Source organism: Rufibacter hautae, from assembly GCF_008271695.1.
Classification (GTDB): Bacteria; Bacteroidota; Bacteroidia; order Cytophagales; family Hymenobacteraceae; genus Nibribacter; species Nibribacter hautae.
Genome location: NZ_VKKY01000001.1, coordinates 2172139 through 2189266, shown reverse-complemented (window position 1 = coordinate 2189266; position 17128 = coordinate 2172139). Strand labels below are relative to the sequence as shown.

At 51.7% G+C, this 17128-nt stretch carries 15 protein-coding genes; 5 read left to right on the top strand and 10 right to left on the bottom strand.

Annotated elements, in window-relative coordinates; all coding sequences use genetic code 11:
* The first annotated feature begins 36 nt into the window (after positions 1 to 36).
* Complete coding sequence (locus tag FOA19_RS08570; protein ID WP_149090317.1) at positions 37 to 423, top strand: DUF6960 family protein; 387 nt, start codon at positions 37 to 39, stop codon at positions 421 to 423.
* A 65-nt stretch (positions 424 to 488) separates the two neighbouring features.
* On the opposite strand, the gene FOA19_RS08565 is transcribed toward FOA19_RS08570, so the two are convergent.
* Complete coding sequence (locus tag FOA19_RS08565) at positions 489 to 1364, bottom strand: manganese catalase family protein (RefSeq protein WP_149090316.1); 876 nt, start codon at positions 1362 to 1364, stop codon at positions 489 to 491.
* Positions 1365 to 1909: 545 nt separating this feature from the next.
* Between FOA19_RS08565 and FOA19_RS08560 the strand changes: the two genes are divergently transcribed.
* Together FOA19_RS08560 and FOA19_RS08555 are read left to right on the top strand one after the other, a co-directional pair.
* The gene (locus FOA19_RS08560; RefSeq protein ID WP_149090315.1) at positions 1910 to 2152 is read left to right on the top strand and encodes a hypothetical protein; all 243 of its coding nucleotides are present in this window, start codon (positions 1910 to 1912) and stop codon (positions 2150 to 2152) included.
* Between the two features lie 185 nt (positions 2153 to 2337).
* Positions 2338 to 2796 (top strand): hypothetical protein, encoded by a 459-nt coding sequence (locus FOA19_RS08555; RefSeq protein ID WP_149090314.1) that lies wholly within the window; start codon positions 2338 to 2340, stop codon positions 2794 to 2796.
* A gap of 30 nt (positions 2797 to 2826) precedes the next feature.
* On the opposite strand, the gene FOA19_RS08550 is transcribed toward FOA19_RS08555, so the two are convergent.
* Positions 2827 to 4059 (bottom strand): NAD(P)-dependent oxidoreductase, encoded by a 1233-nt coding sequence (locus FOA19_RS08550; RefSeq protein ID WP_149090313.1) that lies wholly within the window; start codon positions 4057 to 4059, stop codon positions 2827 to 2829.
* 205 nt (positions 4060 to 4264) lie between these two features.
* Here FOA19_RS08550 and gcvP point away from each other — a divergent pair, with 205 nt between their 5' ends.
* On the top strand, positions 4265 to 7180 hold the full coding sequence (gene gcvP / locus FOA19_RS08545) for an aminomethyl-transferring glycine dehydrogenase (RefSeq protein WP_149090312.1): 2916 nt from the start codon (positions 4265 to 4267) through the stop codon (positions 7178 to 7180).
* A 295-nt stretch (positions 7181 to 7475) separates the two neighbouring features.
* Positions 7476 to 8099 carry a DUF4136 domain-containing protein gene (locus FOA19_RS08540; protein WP_190300326.1) on the top strand — a complete coding sequence of 208 codons (624 nt, stop codon included), beginning with the start codon at positions 7476 to 7478 and terminating at the stop codon, positions 8097 to 8099.
* An 87-nt stretch (positions 8100 to 8186) separates the two neighbouring features.
* Here FOA19_RS08540 and FOA19_RS08535 read toward each other — a convergent pair whose 3' ends face one another.
* The 8 genes from FOA19_RS08535 to FOA19_RS08500 form a co-directional block, all read right to left on the bottom strand.
* A complete protein-coding gene (locus FOA19_RS08535) occupies positions 8187 to 10172 on the bottom strand; it encodes an OmpA family protein (RefSeq protein WP_149090310.1) in 1986 nt (661 codons plus the stop codon).
* Between the two features lie 17 nt (positions 10173 to 10189).
* On the bottom strand, positions 10190 to 11143 hold the full coding sequence (locus FOA19_RS08530; protein WP_149090309.1) for a PorP/SprF family type IX secretion system membrane protein: 954 nt from the start codon (positions 11141 to 11143) through the stop codon (positions 10190 to 10192).
* Positions 11144 to 11177: 34 nt separating this feature from the next.
* On the bottom strand, positions 11178 to 13418 hold the full coding sequence (locus FOA19_RS08525) for an ice-binding family protein (protein ID WP_149090308.1): 2241 nt from the start codon (positions 13416 to 13418) through the stop codon (positions 11178 to 11180).
* A 474-nt stretch (positions 13419 to 13892) separates the two neighbouring features.
* Positions 13893 to 14777, bottom strand: a complete 885-nt coding sequence (gene lipA / locus FOA19_RS08520) for a lipoyl synthase (RefSeq protein WP_149090535.1) — start codon at positions 14775 to 14777, stop codon at positions 13893 to 13895.
* 69 nt (positions 14778 to 14846) lie between these two features.
* Positions 14847 to 15563, bottom strand: a complete 717-nt coding sequence (locus tag FOA19_RS08515) for a hypothetical protein (protein ID WP_149090307.1) — start codon at positions 15561 to 15563, stop codon at positions 14847 to 14849.
* Between the two features lie 484 nt (positions 15564 to 16047).
* Positions 16048 to 16386: a bacillithiol system redox-active protein YtxJ gene (gene ytxJ / locus FOA19_RS08510; RefSeq protein ID WP_149090306.1), complete on the bottom strand. Its 339-nt coding sequence runs from the start codon at positions 16384 to 16386 to the stop codon at positions 16048 to 16050.
* Positions 16387 to 16420: 34 nt separating this feature from the next.
* Positions 16421 to 16756 (bottom strand): hypothetical protein, encoded by a 336-nt coding sequence (locus tag FOA19_RS08505; protein ID WP_149090305.1) that lies wholly within the window; start codon positions 16754 to 16756, stop codon positions 16421 to 16423.
* The gene (locus tag FOA19_RS08500; RefSeq protein WP_149090304.1) at positions 16753 to 17046 is read right to left on the bottom strand and encodes a hypothetical protein; all 294 of its coding nucleotides are present in this window, start codon (positions 17044 to 17046) and stop codon (positions 16753 to 16755) included. Before FOA19_RS08500 ends, FOA19_RS08505 begins: the two co-directional genes overlap by 4 nt.
* Between the last annotated feature and the right edge of the window lie 82 nt (positions 17047 to 17128).

Sequence of the window (17128 nt, the reverse complement as noted above, 5' to 3'; positions counted from 1 at the left end):
CGAGAGGACTGGCTTGCACAGAAATAGAAAAGGATTATGCCTAAGAAAAGCCTTGAATTTGGTTTATACAACTGGTTTCCGGGGTACGGCTACACCCACATTCATCCGGCCAACCGCCGCGAGTTTGAGTTGCTGGAGCCCCACAACAAAGTATTTGAAAAGATTGGCGAGATAAACGGATGGCTGCTGCTCCGGTACTCAGACGAGGAGTTCAAGGTGCGGCCCGATCTGTTCACCAGCATTTCCTGGTTGCCGTTTACTTTTGGCGAATGGGTAAGGCCCGCCAACCAACCCACTGGACCCGTAGCCGAGATCACCGACATTTACTGGAGCGTCCCTGACGATGCCCCATTCTTTGCCCTTAAGCAAGGCAAACAAAGACTAGACGGCGTATTTCGGCAAGAGAAACTACGCCCCGCATAAAAAAAGCCTTCCTGGTTTACAGGAAGGCTTTTTTTATGTACCACTTCTTTTATGGCTGGCTACGTTTACAGCGCATCCTTGATCTTATTAATGATTCCACCGTCTGGAGAGCCGGTCATTTGCTCTACCTGCGCATGCGCGAAAGGTACGGGTGGGGCCAAGGTAGGCTCACCGCCCATCGGCTCGCCAGGAACCATCGCAAACTGCCCTTTACCGTCTAATGACGGACCACTGGACCATCTGCCGGAAGCAGCATCGTCTTTGTAAATGTTAGTGGTCACAAAGGCGTAGTTGAAGCCTTCCACTTCCTCACTTTGCGGGAAGCTGTTAGGGATAGGCACCGCATTGGTCAAACCGCCCAGTTCTTCAATCACGGCCAACCATTGGTTCTGGTGCATGGTGTCACGGGCAATCAGGAACGAAAGCATGTCTTTCATACCAGGGTCATCAGTGGCTTCCCACAGGCGGGTGGCCAGCACCCGGCCGGTAGACTCGGCCATTACGTTGGCGTACATATCGGCGGCCAGGTTACCGCTGCTTACGACCCATGAGCCGTTAAACGGCACGCCATTGGCATCGGCAGCCATGGCTCCTAATCCCCCGGACAGGAAATGGCGCGGGTCCATCCCGCCCATAATGTGGCCTACCACGGGGTTATTGCCTACAATTTCATCTTTGAGAGAGGCAGTGGCCCCTTCCAGGTTCAACGCCACTGCCGTGGCTAGCATCTCAATATGGCCTATTTCCTCGGTTCCGGTTTCCAGCAGCATGTGCTTGTATTTCACTGGTCCGCGGGAGTTCCAGGCCTGGAACAAGTACTGTAAACACACACGCATCTCTCCCTCAATTCCGCCAATGGCCTGTTGCAGCAATCTGGCAAACTGAGGATTGGGTTTGTCAACTCTTACTTTGTACTGGAGTTTTCGATCATGGTAAAACATGGGCTTGTTCTATTTTTAGTGAATTAAACAAAAGCATACCCACTTCCTAAACGAGCATAATTTGTTTTAGGGCAATTAAAAAATCCTGTTATAAATTAATTAAACCCAATATAAATATATTAACGTATTCACCTTAACTGATTAGTTTTTAGTTGCTTACGCAATAATTTATGCATAATAGGTTTGAATAAAAGAGAAAGAATGTTTAGTAAAATTCAGTATTAATACCGTCAATATCGCTCTGTATTTATTCCTAAGCTGAGCAGAAATGAAAAGGCTATTTTTCTTCTTAAGCTACGCCTAAGCTTCTTATTTATTTTAAAGCTAGTTATCAAAAAACAGCTATAAAACGCTATCAGAAAAAGATAGAATAATTGAAGGAATATAGATAAGTTCAGAATGGAATAGTTACAAAAATAAAACCACAGCAAATTCTTAAGCTTCCAACATAAAGCAGAGGGTGTTATATGATTTACAGCAGGCACCTCAATCTTAAATGAGTATTTACCGTATACACATCCCAACGAAACCAATGTACCAAAACTATGAAAAAAGCATCTAAGGTATTGGCAGCGGCTATGATAGCACTTGCCTTTGGGTTTACCTCCTGTGAATCTAAAACCGCCCAGAATGTAGAAAACACCGCTGAATCGGCTGCAGACGAAGTATCTTCCGCCGCTGAAGAAGTAACCGCTGAGGCAGATTCTGCTCTAACCTCTACAGATACTATCTCAGTGAGAGAAGAACCTGTGAAAGACGGCGTAGCCGACAAGGTGGACAACCAATAGAAATACTCTCATATAGATTTGCAATAAATCCGTTGGCCCGCTGGAAATGCTTGGGCCAACGGATTTATTTTATAATCAGCACCATACAGAATTATTCAATTTTTTTTTGGCATAATGATATAACTTATCAGGAAGGCGCTATATTTGTATCCCCGTTTCTCAGCATACAAATAACAACCTGCATTGTGGATCTAGACTGCCAGAAATCACCTTATACCAACATATTCGTAGACGCCAGTTTACAGGCTGTTCATATTGCGTGTGAAGGACTTGTCCCCAGCGATACCTTCCGGAGAACCCTGCTTTATGTCATGGAACTGATCAAAAGCAACAACCTGCTGGCCTGCATCTATGACATCCGGCAGCTCAAAAGCATACCGCCCCAGGACCAGGATTGGTTTATTGACGAGGTACTACCTTTATTAATGGATGCACCCATCCGGAAAGTGGCTGTTCTGGAGGCGGCCAACGGCACCAACCTGCTGGACCTGAACCAACTGGTCTATTCAAAATACCTCTCTATTCCCTTTGAGCTACAGTATTTTGAAGACGTGGCCTCTGCATTGGAATGGGTTTCCAAAACAACACCCTTAGAAAACAACCCACTGACTTCTTCCCGTAAAAGCCTGGCTTCGGCTCTGTAGGCAATCCTTTCCCTACCTTATATCAACCTGTCAGATGCTGCTAGCCTGGGCCGGATAGGCATAATCCTGCAGGTAGCTGTACTTCTCACACAATCGGCCATCCTTCGCAACGGTGGCATTCCTCAACACACCGTCTTTATCCCCGTTAAACAGATAGGGCAGCACCTTGTCAATGATCTGGCGCCCGAAATCGCGGGAAGCATTGCGGGGCAACTCACAGGGTAGGTTATCCACGGCCATGATGGTGATGTTCTTCTCTGAGGAATAAGCTTCTTCCAATTCGCCCGTCAAGGGGTTATAGTCAAAGGCCGGCTCCGCAATGGTAGACACGCGCTTGGTACAGGGGATGGATCCGCCCACGTCGCAGGTGATATCGGCAATGGTGTTGATCTTGAAATCTGGCTGCTGCATGTCTTCTTGGGTGAACAGCACGGGCGCGGCGGGGTTCCAGTAGGCGCAAGGCATGAGCAGATCGGTCACTTTGGAGAACTTATGGAAAGTAGACTGGTACAGGTGCGGGTTCTGGTAGAAATCTTTGGAGTCCCACACCTCCACATCGGGGCGCACGTGGTAGTCTGAAGAGCGCAACTGCACAAACACCGGCTCAGCGAACTCTTTGTACAGATAGTCAAATACGCTCACCTGCCGCAGGCCCATGCGCGTGAGCACCTCCAGGGCACCGTGGGTCACGCGGCCGTTTCCGGTAATGGCAATCTTAATGTTGGGCAAAGTCTTCACCTTGAAGAACTCCTCCAGCATGTCTTCCATGTCTGTGCACTGGTGCGCGGGTTTGAGGTGATAGAGATCCCATTTACGTCCGTAGGTCAGCAGTCCGTTGTAGGCACCCACAATGCCGGCCCATCTCCCGAAGGCCACTTCCCGCTCGCCCTGGGCGTTGGTGATGGTCTCGTAGTCAATCATGGTGATCTTCTTTTCCAGAATGGCCTGCAGCAGTTTCTGGTTATGGGCCTGTTTCTTAATAGTATGCGAGAAAAAGAAATAGGTCTTGTTAGGGATAAGCTGGTCTACAGGCACTTCCTTAACGCCAAACAAAACATCGCAGGAGCTCAGGTCCTCTTTGAGGGGAATACCCAGGTCGGCGTACTCCTCGTCTGAGAAGCACCGGATGGGGCTGGGCTGCACCACCAACTGCACCTCCGGAAAGGATTGCAGCACTTCCTGGCATTTTTTTGGCGTAAGGGGCACCCGTTTGTCTACCGGCACTTTTCCTTCGCGCAAAACTCCAATCTTTAGCTTTTTCATAGGGGACGACCCAAGGGGCCTGATGTACGTTCTGGGGCTGTTTTCCAAAAAACAAGGCAAAAACCATAACTCCCTCTCAGCCTGTCCCGCAATTTAATGGCTCTGGCTGTAATTGTGAATTATAACCTGTACTTTTGTTAAATCATTTGCACCAAACGTTTGTTACAGGACAAAAGAAACTTATCTACCTAAATTCCAGCGATAAATGATCTTTAAAACCAAGCCTGCCGATATCTTCAAGGAGCGCCATAACGGCCCCGTAAAAGAGCAGATGCAGGATATGCTGCAAACCATTGGGGCAGCATCTCTAGACCAACTCATTGACGAGACCGTTCCGCCGGCTATCCGCCTGAAAAACCCGCTGAACTTACCTGCTGCGCTGACTGAGCGTGACTTCCTCCGGAAGTTCGCCAAGATTGCGAAGCAGAACAAACTCTACAAATCCTACATCGGGCTTGGGTACCATGACACTATCCTGCCGCCGGTGATCCAGCGTAACATTCTGGAGAACCCAGGCTGGTACACTGCTTACACGCCCTACCAGGCCGAGATTGCCCAAGGTCGTTTGGAGGCGTTGATCAACTACCAGACCCTCATCATTGACCTGACTGGTATGGCCATCGCCAACGCGTCTCTGTTGGATGAGGCTACCGCCGCCGCTGAGGCCATGAACCTGCAGTACTCGCTGCGCAAAGGCGCCCGCAAAAACGCGAACCGCTACTTTGTGTCTAACCAGGTACTGCCGCAAACCATTGACGTGTTGCTTTCCCGCGCCACGCCGCTGGGCATTGAACTGGTCATTGGCGATCACCGCGAAATCAACCTGCAAGACGATACCTTGTTCGGAGCCTTGGTACAGTACCCCGCCGCTGACGGTGAGGTATTCGATTACACCGATTTCATCTCGCAAGGACACGCCGTTGGCTTACCGGTAGCTGTAGCTGCTGACCTGCTGAGCTTGACTTTGTTGAAATCTCCAGGTGAGATGGGTGCCGACGTGGTAGTGGGTTCTTCGCAGCGTTTTGGCGTACCGATGGGTTACGGCGGACCGCACGCTGGTTTCTTCGCGACCAAAGACGAGTACAAGCGCTCTATCCCGGGCCGTATCATCGGGTTGTCACAGGATGCTTTTGGGCAGAAAGCGTACCGCATGGCCCTGCAGACCCGCGAGCAGCACATCCGGAGAGAGAAAGCGACTTCCAACATCTGTACCGCGCAGGTATTGCTGGCGGTAATGGCCGGAATGTACGCTGTCTACCATGGACCGCGCCGTCTGAAATACATCGGTCTGAACATCCACAGCTTGACGCAGATTCTGGAGAAAGGTCTGGAGCGCTTAGGCTTCGAGCAACTGAACGAAAACTATTTCGATACGCTGAACCTGCGCATTGAGAGCGCGGAGTTGCAGCAGGCCATCCGTCAGGAGGCTGAAGCGGCGCAGATCAACTTCCGTTATTTTGGTGACAACAACATCGGGATTTCCCTGCACCAGAACACTGATCTGGACGAGGTGAAGGATATTTTGGCCGTTTTCGCGAAAGTAGCTGGAAAACCGGATGCCACGCTGGAACTGGACGCTATTCCGGAAGAGACCGAAATCACCTGGCCTGAGTCCTTGATCCGTACCTCTCCTTACCTGCAAGCCGAAGTTTTCAACAAGTACCACTCTGAGAGCGAAATCCTGCGCTACATGAAGTACTTGGAGAACAAAGACTTCTCGCTGGCGCACGGCATGATTCCGTTGGGTTCCTGCACCATGAAACTGAACGCCACCGCCGAGATGATCCCGGTGACCTGGCCAGAGATTGGGTCTTTGCACCCCTTCGCCCCGGCTGATCAGGCTAAAGGTTACGCCCAGATCTTCCAGGACCTGGAAGCCTGGTTATGCGAAGTAACTGGTTTTGCCGCCGTTTCATTGCAGCCTAACTCCGGTGCCCAGGGTGAGTACGCTGGTCTGATGGTAATCAGAGCCTACCACGAAGCCCGTGGCGATCATCACCGCAACATCTCCTTGATCCCTTCCTCGGCGCACGGCACTAACCCTGCCTCGGCGGTAATGGCTGGCATGAAAGTGGTGATTGTGAAATGCGATGAGCGCGGCAACATTGACGTAGCCGACCTCCGTGCGAAAGCCGATGAGCACAAAGATGACCTGTCTTGCCTCATGGTAACCTATCCGTCTACCCACGGCGTGTACGAGGAAAGCATCATCGAGATCTGCGAGATCATCCACCAGAACGGTGGCCGCGTGTACATGGACGGTGCCAACATGAATGCCCAGGTAGGTTTGACCTCTCCGGCCAACATCGGCGCGGACGTGTGTCACCTGAACCTGCACAAAACCTTCTGCATTCCGCACGGTGGCGGTGGACCAGGCGTTGGCCCGATTGGCGTAGTTGCTGACTTGGCTCCGTTCTTGCCAGGCCACGCCGTAGTAGACTTAGAGCGTCCGGAAGCGATCAACGCGGTTTCTGCGGCACCTTGGGGAAGCGCCAGCATTCTGCCAATCTCTTACGCCTATATCAACATGATGGGCGGCGAGGGCTTGACAGAGGCGACCAAAATGGCGATCCTGAATGCAAACTACATCAAAGCGCGCCTGGAAGAGCACTACCCAGTGTTGTACGTTGGTTCTAACGGCCGTTGTGCCCACGAGATGATCTTAGACTGCCGCTCCTTCAAAAAGGCCGGCGTTGAAGTGGAAGACATCGCGAAGCGTCTGATGGACTATGGTTTCCACGCCCCAACCGTATCGTTCCCAGTAGCGGGTACGTTGATGGTAGAGCCTACCGAGAGTGAGAGCAAAGAAGAGCTGGACCGTTTCTGCGATGCCATGATCTCCATTCGGGCAGAAATCACCGAGATTGAGGAAGGACAGGCTGATCAGAAAAACAACCTGCTCAAAAACGCTCCGCACCCAGCACACGTGGCCTTGGCCGAAGATTGGTCATTCCCGTACTCTCGTGAGCGTGCCGTTTACCCGATTCCTTACACCCGCACCGCTAAGTTCTGGCCAACCGTGAGCCGGATTGACAGCGCCTACGGTGACCGTAACCTGGTGTGCAGCTGCGCTCCTATTGAGGCCTACAACGAGCAAGGCCAGGAAATGAAAGCCGTTTAAAGCTGATCTAATTATTGGTAATAAAAAAGGCCTGTGGAGACATTCCGCAGGCCTTTTTGTTTTAAGCCTACTTTGCAAAAAACAAGCCTCAAACCCCACCTTAAACAATCTAAAAAATCGAGATTGAAAATAAACCAATTGGTATAATAAAGGCATAGTTTTTGCGTATTGATTGTACGAAAGAAACATTCTCCGAAACCAACTTTTCCGCTTTCATGTTATCAATCTGAGCGGAGAGGCCATTTACGAGATGTTTCTCTCCTATTCTTTCACTACACTAAAACTGTACAAATCAATGAAACCATTCAATAAGATAGCGAAGTTGATCACAGGGGTAATGATGGGGCTGTTGGTACTGGGTTTCACCGGATGTGCCACCACCTATAACGTTACCACCGACTTTGACAAAGGCACCAATTTCCAGGCGTACAAAACCTGGCGCTGGTACCAGGACGCACCAGTTGCCAAGGATTCTACCAACCGTCGTTACACTACGTTTTTAGATAAACGCGTGAAAAACGCGGTAGAAGCCGAGATGCAGCGCCGCGGCTTCCAGAAAGCAAGTGCCTCTGACAAACCAGACATGTTACTGGCCTACGATTTCACCATCGAGAACCAGCAGCGCCTGAACCCTAACTTTGTAAGCGTGCCGTCTATCGGTTACGGGTACTGGTACGGGTATCGTTATGCGTACACCTACAACCGCCTGTACAACACCACCTCTTTGCAGGACTATCAGCAAGGCACCTTGATTCTGGACGTGGTAGACGCTAAATCCAATGAATTGATCTGGCGCGGAAGCAGCGAAACTGCCGCCTCTGAAAGATCCCTCACCGATGAGAAAGTGCAGCAGATTGTCTCCAGCATTCTGGCCAAGTTCCCGCCACAAGAGCAGGAGAGAGCCACTGCTCGCCGGTAATTAATTGACATACCCAAAACAAAAGAGCCACTCATTTGAGTGGCTCTTTTGTTTTAAGACTGTTTTAGCGAAAACACCTGCAAAACGCTACTTAATCTTGATTTCCGTCCGGCGGTTGAGTTGGTGCTGGTCTTCGGTACATTCCACACCATCGGCGCAGCCGTTGATCAGGACGGTCTCGCCGTAGCCTTTCCAGGTGAGTCGGTTTCTCGCGATGCCCTGGCTCACCAGGTACTCCACCGCCGACTGGGCCCGGCGTTCAGACAAGACTTGGTTGTAGCCGTGGCCTTCGCGGCTATCGGTGTGGGAGCCTAACTCAATCTTGATACTGGGATTGTCTTTAAGCATGCGCACCAGTTTGTCCAGTTCCTTGGCAGCATCGGGGCGGATGTTCCATTTGTCTAGGTCATAGTAGATGTTCTCTATAGCGATCACTTGGTTCTTCTGGCTCTTGTCAAAGATAAGCGTCACGCGGGTAGTATCGGCTAGCTTCACGGTGTCAATGGCCACCAAGGCCGACTGCGTCAGGTACCCGAACTTATCCCCTACCAGGTCATAGGTGGTGCCTTTCTGCACCCCAAACTTGTATTCGCCGTTGCGGTCGGAGAATGCTACCACAGAATCTTGGGTCTCTTTTGGAGTTAGTTTCAGCCGGACATCGGCTAGCGGCTGGTTGATGGCGCGCTTGCCTTTCACTTGCACTCTCTCTAAAGTAGTCACAAACAAGACGGCGTTGCTCAACAGCTTGAACGAGTAGATGTCATCGGTGCCGTTGTTGCTGTCGCGGTTAGAGGACAGATACCCTACTTGGGCATTGTTCGCGCCGCGCATGAACACCATCCCGAAATCATCTTTGGGCGAGTTCACGGGTGCGCGCAGGTTTTCTGGTTTGCTCCAGGTAGCACGGCTGCCTTTCACCTTGAACACATCCAATCCACCGAAGCCCGGGTGCGTGTCTGAGGAGAAGTACAGGGTACCGTTCTGGTCGAAGCCCGGGAACATCTCTTTGCCCACGGTATTCACCATATTGCCGGCGTTCATGGGCTGACCCCAGGTGCCATCGGCCTGCAGTTCTGCGTAGTAGATATCGGTCTCGCCGTAGCCGCCGGGTTTGTCAGACACGAAGTACAGCACTTGCCCATCGGGGGAGATGGCCGGGTGCCCCACACTGTATTCCTCCACCTTGTTATGGGTGAAAGGGGTCACCTCGGTCCAGTTGGTTCCGTCACGGCGGGCCGAGAAAATCTCCAGACGGTTCACATAGTCACTGGAGAGCGGCTTTTTCACCCAGCTGGTGGGGTCCACATTCACGTCTTTCTGCTTTTTCTCCACCATGTGGGTGCGGGTGAAGTAAAGAGTGGTATTCGCAGAATCAAGCACCGCGGGGCCGTCATGGTAAACGGAGTTCAGCGTATTGCTCGCGATGGCAGGCATTTGCCAGGTGCTGTCTGCGTTGCGCTGGGCGTAGAACATCTGCAGGTACGGGCGGCCGGTCCAACCGTAAGTGCCGGCATCCACATCTTTGTCGCTGCTTACATTGCCGCCGCGGTCTGAGGTAAACAGGATGCCTTGGTCATACACCGTAGGGCTGAAGTCGGCGTTGCCGGAGTTGATCTGCGTCTCGTTCACCACAATAGCGGAGGCAGGCTCTTCCAACAGCTTCAAAGCAGCGTCTGAGGCCTGCGCCTTCGCGTTGGCTCTGGCGGCTTCGGCGGGCACCTTGCGGGCGTAATCCTGGTACTGGGTTTTCGCCTCGAAATACTTCCCGTTGCTACGCAAAGCCTCGGCATAGTAATAGGTGTTAATGGGGTCGGACTCAGGCATGGCCACTACTTTGGCGTACCACTGCTCGGTCTCGTTAGTACGACCTGTCAGGCGGTAAGCATCGGCCAGGCGTTGGGCTCCCTGCAGGGTTGGTTCCTTATCGGAAAACACCTCCTGGTACTCTTCAATAGCCAGGGAATAGTCAAAGTTCTCGTACAGCCTGTCGGCTTTGCGGGTGGTTTGGCAGCCGCCTAAGGCTAGGCTACCAGCAAAAAAGGAAAGTAAAAGAGATTTGTATATGTTATGCATAGAAGCGTCTGTTAAAATTAGAAATACCGGGGAGTTACCATCTTGGTGGCTTCCTTTCTCAGGAAACTGTAGCCAACGGATATTTCATGGGTGCTCAAATCATTCAGGTTGCCGTGCAGCGTAAAATCATGGGCATAACCCAGGCGCAGGCGCTTTGTCACGTACAGATCGGCCATGGCCACCACCGCGTCTTTGGAGGAAAGTCCCTTCGCCTCGAAATCATTCTTGAAGATGTTCATGGCTGTGCGGTAGCTGGCGCCTAACCAGATGCGCTCGCCAAACAGGAAGAAAGCATTAAAGTCCACGTTCGTAGGACCGTCAAAGTTCTCCTTCAGCATGATGCTGGGCTTCACCTTGATGTTGTGGCTGATGTCGGCCACGTACCCGATGTTGAAGAAGTAGTGGCGCTCCGGGTCATAGTTGATGTCTTTGTCGATGCCCAGCAAATCGGTCACGGAAACGCCGGCGTAGAAGCGCTCGGTGTGGAAGAAAATCCCCGCTTTCAAACTCGGGCTCCAAGTGGTTTCCTTTTGGGCGTTGATCACCGCCGGATCTTCCTGGTCATTCCCGGTGATCAGTTTAGAGCCGTCTACCGCGAAGTGCGACACCCCAGCCGCCAACCCGAAGGAAAGGATACCGGTTTCACTTACCGGCAACTTCACGGCCGCGTCTACCTCGATGTTCTTGCGGTTCTGGGCGAAGATCTCATCACGGGTGGCGTGGAAACCAAGGCCCAGGTGCTTGTTCTTGGTGAGCCCGTCAATGCTGAAGGTCTGCGTATTGGGCGCTCCCCGTAAGCCTACCCACTGGGTGCGGTGGAAGGCGTTGAGGGTAAGCGTTTCCTTACTCCCGGCATAGGCCGGATTGATTACTAATTGGTTGAAGATGTACTGGGAAAACTGTGACCGGTGCTGTGCCCAACTGCTCCCCGCAGCCAGCATGGAAATAAGTATGATAAAGATTCTTTTCATTTCTAAGGGAAATTAATGTTTGAACTACCTGCGCTTAGCGCACTACCTGTACCGGTCCTCTGAATACCTGGTCTTTGCCGTCACAGCCGCGCACGCGCAGGACATAGAAGTAAGTGGCTTCTTCCAGGCCAGCAGCCTGCCAGTCGTTCTTGTAGCCTTTGGTTTTGTAGATCTCGTTGCCCCAACGGTTGTAGACGGTCAGATCATTGTCAGGGAAGTTCAGGAGGTTCCGGATCACGAAGGTGTCGTTGATGCCATCACCATTCGGGCTGAACACCGTAGGCACCACGATCTCAGTACCGGCATCGGCGGCTCTCACTTCCACCGAGGCTTCGTTGCTGGCGCAGGTAGAACCGGCAGTGCTGGCACTTACCTTAAGTGTGCCCACGGCGTTGGCGCTAGCGGCTTTCAGGGTCACAGAAGTGCCGGTGGCAGTCGTGCTGTTATCGGCGAACGTGAAGCCGGCTGGCGCGGTCCAGGTGTAGGTCACACCCGCCACTGGGTTAGAGATGCCGTAGGTCAGGCCTGTGCACGGTCCGCTGTTGTCCAGGATAATTGGAGTAGCAGGTGGCGTGCTCGGGGTCACGTCTGGGGTAGAGGCCGTAGCCGTACCGCAGGCGTTAGAAGCCACCACAGTTACTTTTCCTGAGCCAGTCCCAGCTTTTACTTGAATAGAAGTACCAGTAGCAGCGCCTACTCTCTCCCAGCCGGTACCAGACACGCTCCAGGTATAGGTTACGCCCGCTACCGGTTGGCTGATGCTGTATTGGTAGGTGGCCCCGGCACACAAGGCGGTTCCCGGGCCTGTAATGGTTGGAGTAGTCGGAGCTGTTCTTACCACCAATTCAATTGGGAAGGCAAGGCTGTTCTGGCAGTTGCCCGTAGTTACCGCCACAACGGAGATTGGATAAGTGCCTGGTGCTGTTGTGGCGCTTGCTCTCACCGTGAAAGAAGTCAGCGATTGTGCTTCAATGGTGATGCCGCTGTTGGCTGGCGCTACGATGGCCAGGCTTGTCACGCCTGCTGAGACGTTGCTTACTGTGAAGGTAGAGGTTCCGCCCACGCATACTTCCTGCGGACCTACCACATTAGGTCTGGCCGGACGCACGCAGGTAGTTGCCTCGTCAGTTCCGCCGTTATTCTCAATAACCGCAACGTTGGTGATTTCTCCAAGCCTCAAAGTTTTAGCAGTGATGGTCAGCGTGGCAATGGAGTTCGCAGGCAAGGTGCCGATGTCCCATATTCCCGTGGTGCCATTATAGGTTCCTTTGTCTGCTACCGCTGGTGGCACCAGGGCCAAGCCTTCGGGCAATCTGTCTTCTACCGTTACATTGGTGGCATCCGCGGCTCCTGAGTTGGTGACTCTGATGGTGTAGATGACATTATCGCCTAAAGTCACGGTAGTAGCATTGACTGCCTTGGTGATGCTTAGGTTAGCGCTACCAGGGGTTGTTCCCCCGCCACCGGTACCACCATCGCCAGGTCCTCCATCTCCTCCATCGCCATCGCCGTCGTCACCATCATCTCCACCGTTGTTGGTGGTAAGCGGCTCCGGCAAAGAAATGTTGTTGTTATTAAGCGTGATTGCCCCATTCGTAGACAACACCCGCCCTACCAGCGTGGAGCTCAGGCTCAGGAAGGCGTTATTCTGTACCACAAAGTTTCCACTCAAGGTAGAAGGCGTGGTCAACATCCCTCCTGTGCCTATGGTGATGTTTCCGGTTACCCGGAAGAAGATGTTGTTTGGGGTAGCGTTGAAGACATTGATAGCGGAACCTGGGTCAATGACTAGGTCGCCGTTCACCTGAATGATGAACACTGAGTTGGGATTTCCCTGGCCATCAAACTTCAGGCGACCGCTGATACGCGCGTTACCGTCAAATCTGTAAACCCCGCGGGTAAGCAAAGTACCGCGCACGGCGGCCTCCCCTTTGGTAAAACCTTCGCCTAACGTTTGCCCGGTTAGGTTGCGGGTGGGCGTGAATTGCCCCAGTTCATTGTACACCCGTACAACGTCGGTTTTGGCAGTGGCGGCCGCGGCATTCCCGCGTTGCGTGTCTCCCAGCACTTTGCCTGGCGGGAAACCCACTACAGCAGCACCCGGCGATACTCCAAGGTCACCGTACAGAATGCTGCTACCGGTACTGGTAACCGTACTACTCCCCAACACCGCATACTCGCGGGCCGCTCCCAGTGAAGGAGTTGTTAGGGTTTGCGCATTTGAAGAGGAAAAAACAGCGAGCCATGCTGTCAACAAGAGTAAAAGTTTCTTCATATGAAGGGATAAAGGAAATAGGGATAATAGTTAATCTCGGATATTCCTATATAGGAATAGAGCCCCTGCATGTACTTTGCTTTCAGGCAAAAGTTTTGACTTGTTGGAAAGATGCAATATGAGCTAGAAGGGAAGAAACAAGGTGTTCTAACAACAAGCTTGGCTACTTGGTGCTTTTTAAGAATCTCAGGTTGAGAAAATGCTTTTTTACAGCGCAGATAAGTAGATATCGCTGCAAGGTAGAAATAAATAAAAGAGCAGAGTCTTTTAATTTAGGGTAGCTGCGGAAAACCGCACTCATTGGTGTAAATACGATTTTATTATTTTTTTCCCATTTACAAGCCTCGGCTTCCTCTCCTTGATTTTTTATAATCAGAAGAAAACCACTACAAATAGTCCAAGTAGAACCAATAAAAAAGCCCTGCTGGTCGGCAGGGCTTTTTTATTGGTGTTTTTCAAGAAATGGCTCAGAAACTAAACATGCACGTGGCGCTCTGCATGGTAAGAAGAACGCACCAACGGACCAGACTCCACGTACTTGAGGCCGCGATTCAGGCCTTCCTCACGGTAGTGGGCAAACAGATCAGGGTGGATGAACTCGGCTACCTCAATGTGCATTTTAGTAGGTTGCAGGTACTGGCCTAAAGTAAGGATATCCAAGCCGTTGGCGGCTAAGTCATCCATGGCTTCGTACACTTGCTCTTTGGTTTCGCCCAGACCTAGCATGATACCACTCTTGGTGCGTTTGCCGTAGGCCTTGGTACGATTGATCTGCTCCAGGCTGCGGTCATACTTGGCCTGCGGACGCACCTGACGGTACAGGTTCCGAACGGTTTCCATGTTGTGCGATACCACTTCCTGTCCGGCAGAAATCATCACCTCCAAGGCTTCCCAGTTAGCTTTCACGTCTGGGATAAGCGTTTCAATAGTGGTTTCCGGTGAAAGGTTCTTGATCTGCACAACAGTTTCGTGCCACACACTGGCGCCACGGTCTTTCAGTTCGTCGCGGTTCACCGAGGTGATCACGGCATGCTTCACGCCCATGAGTTGAATGGCTTCGGCCACACGGCGAGGCTCATCCAGGTCATACTCGTTGGGGCGGCCAGTGGCCACGGCGCAGAAAGAACAGGAGCGGGTACATACGTTGCCCAAGATCATGAAGGTAGCCGTGCCGGCTCCCCAGCACTCTCCCATGTTCGGGCAGTTTCCGCTTTCGCAGATAGTATGTAGTTTATAGGTATCTACCAGTTGTCTGACTTTGGCGTATTCTTTGCCCACCGGCAGTTTCACGCGCAGCCAGTCTGGCTTACGGGTTTTAGTTTGAGCTTCTGCTGGTTGAATAACCGGCAACGCAATCAATTGATCCATGTAGCAAAGGTACTAAGTGAGGAGCGGATAGGCAAAAAACAGCCAAAAGGGATGGATCGTTCAACGGCGACGCCCGTAATACAAGGTCAGGTACACAGACATGAAGGTGTTGCGCTTGGGGGCACCGGGAATCATGGTCATATCGCCGGCAAAAGCCTCTACCAGCATACCTACCTCTATCCCAGTCACGCTTTCCATGTACCGGCCATACTCAAAGGAGACACCCGCCTTGGCATGGGCCCCAACCCTGAAACTAGGTTCGCTCAAGCCTTTGAACACCCCTGGGGCTCCCACAATCAGACCTTCGTTTGTGTGGGTGTTGGGGTCATACTGCTCGGTGCTGATCATGACCGGACCTACCAGATAGTATTGCTGGGTTCTGGGGTCTAAGACGTAATTGCTGCGGTCATACTCAATAAAGTAGGGCGCCATGATCCCGATGGAGGGGCCGGCGGCCACTACCCCGTTCACCTGCACGCCAGACTCGGCGGCCTTTCTAAAGAAGGTGTACTCCCGGCCGTACTGCGGTCTGAGCACAAACAGGTAATTGCTTTTGCCCCGCACAAAGGAGGCCCCGTTCTGCAGGTTCTGGACCGGCCTTTCTTTCGGGTGCTTTACCTCCACTCCTTCCAAGGCCCAGAAATGGTACCAGTTTCCCTCTAAATGGTAGACCTGCTTGATCATGGCTCCGCCTAAAAGGCCACCATTGGAGTTGAAGTTCAGCCCATAGGTAAACTCCCTGGAATAGCCTTCTTCTTCCTCAACGGCCTGAGCCATGGCCAGACTAACCGGAAGAAAGGATATGAGGACAAGCACAAGTAGAATTCTGCGCACAGGAAAGAAGGCTAAGGTTTGTTTAAATGTAAATAACTTTACAGGCACCTGCAAATCTTAAATAGTAAGACAATCCGTTCTAAGGCACTAATAGCCCAGGCTCACTCCGCACCCAACAACTCTGCTTCCTGCACCTGCTGCTCCTTCGGGAGGAATGCGCCTATTGTTTGGAGGGAACTTCAGGCGAAAACATCGAAGTACCAGCAGAGGTTTGGGCAAGTTTCCGGCTCTGGTTTAACAGGCAGCACGAAGACAATGTTTGAAAACTCCACCCTAGCCTGGTTCCGTTTCCCTTGCACCAGCTAATCTGTTGCGTTCCAATGGACTTAGCCTTGGATTAGAACGAAATATCTTACCTATATGATATAATAAAAATACCGGGGAAAGTATTTTCAAAAAAGATACTTTCCCCGGTATATGCGTCACCTCAGGAAGCCCGTTTTTTTACTTCCTGCAGGCTTATCCCTAAGTGAGAGCCATGGTACTGGCACTGCCCGTCTTTGATGAGCAGGAGTTGGGGAGATTCATGCTTTACCGCGAAGGATTGGGCAATCTCGGCAGACACCGGCCGATAGTTCAGAAGATCCAGGTAATAGGGTTTCACGTTGCCCAGGTCCGCATCGGCCCACTGGCGCTCCAGCCGGCTTTTGGCCGTGGCGCTGATAGAGCACGTGGTGCTGTGCTTGAAAATAACTACTGGTTGTTCCTTTGACTCTTCTTTGATCTGCTCAATCTGCTCAATGCTGTTGATAGGGTTCCACTGCATAATTCTGATCTGTAAAATCTTAAAATTGAACGGCTCAGCTTTTCCTGGCCCGCGTTGCCGCGTTCTTTTTGGTGAATACTTTTGGTTTGGTGACCGCCGTTCCGTCTTCATTGATGGGCATAAGGTCTCTTTTGTTGCCCTTCTTCAGTTTACGGCCACTTTCGCCTTTCCGGTGGTTGTACGCATCCACATCCAGATGTGATTCACTGTAATCGGTTTCCACCCGTTTGGCTTCTCTGAGGCTGGTCTTCAACTGCCGCTTCTGCTGTTTGGGGGTTAGGTAAGCGGTCTGAGCCTGCACCGAGGGCGCTATGCCAAAAACCAGCGCCACTACAGCGCACAAGAAAATAAGGGGTAGCTTGTGTTTCATCCTAGTCCTACTTTTTCCAAGAGGCTTTGCTTGCGTTTAGGGGTGGGGATCTTGGTTTTCTTCTTCTTGAGCAACCCCTGTTTGTCATACTCCATGTCCCGTCCGCCGTAATCACGGCCTTCGTTCGCCTGGTCTTCCTGGGTAATTTCTTTCTTTTTGAACATGCCAAACATAGAACCCTTCTTCTTCCCGGAAACGTCCGGGCAAGCGATCCTGCTGGAGTTACAAGCTCCCAAAGTCAGGCCCATGGACAACACCACAAGCCCTACGGCAAAGCGCATCTTTATCATACCTATATTCAACTTATGGTATACGTGTACCAACTTGTGTTGGCTATATCTGTTCCTGTTTTAAGGCCGCTTTGCAAAAAAC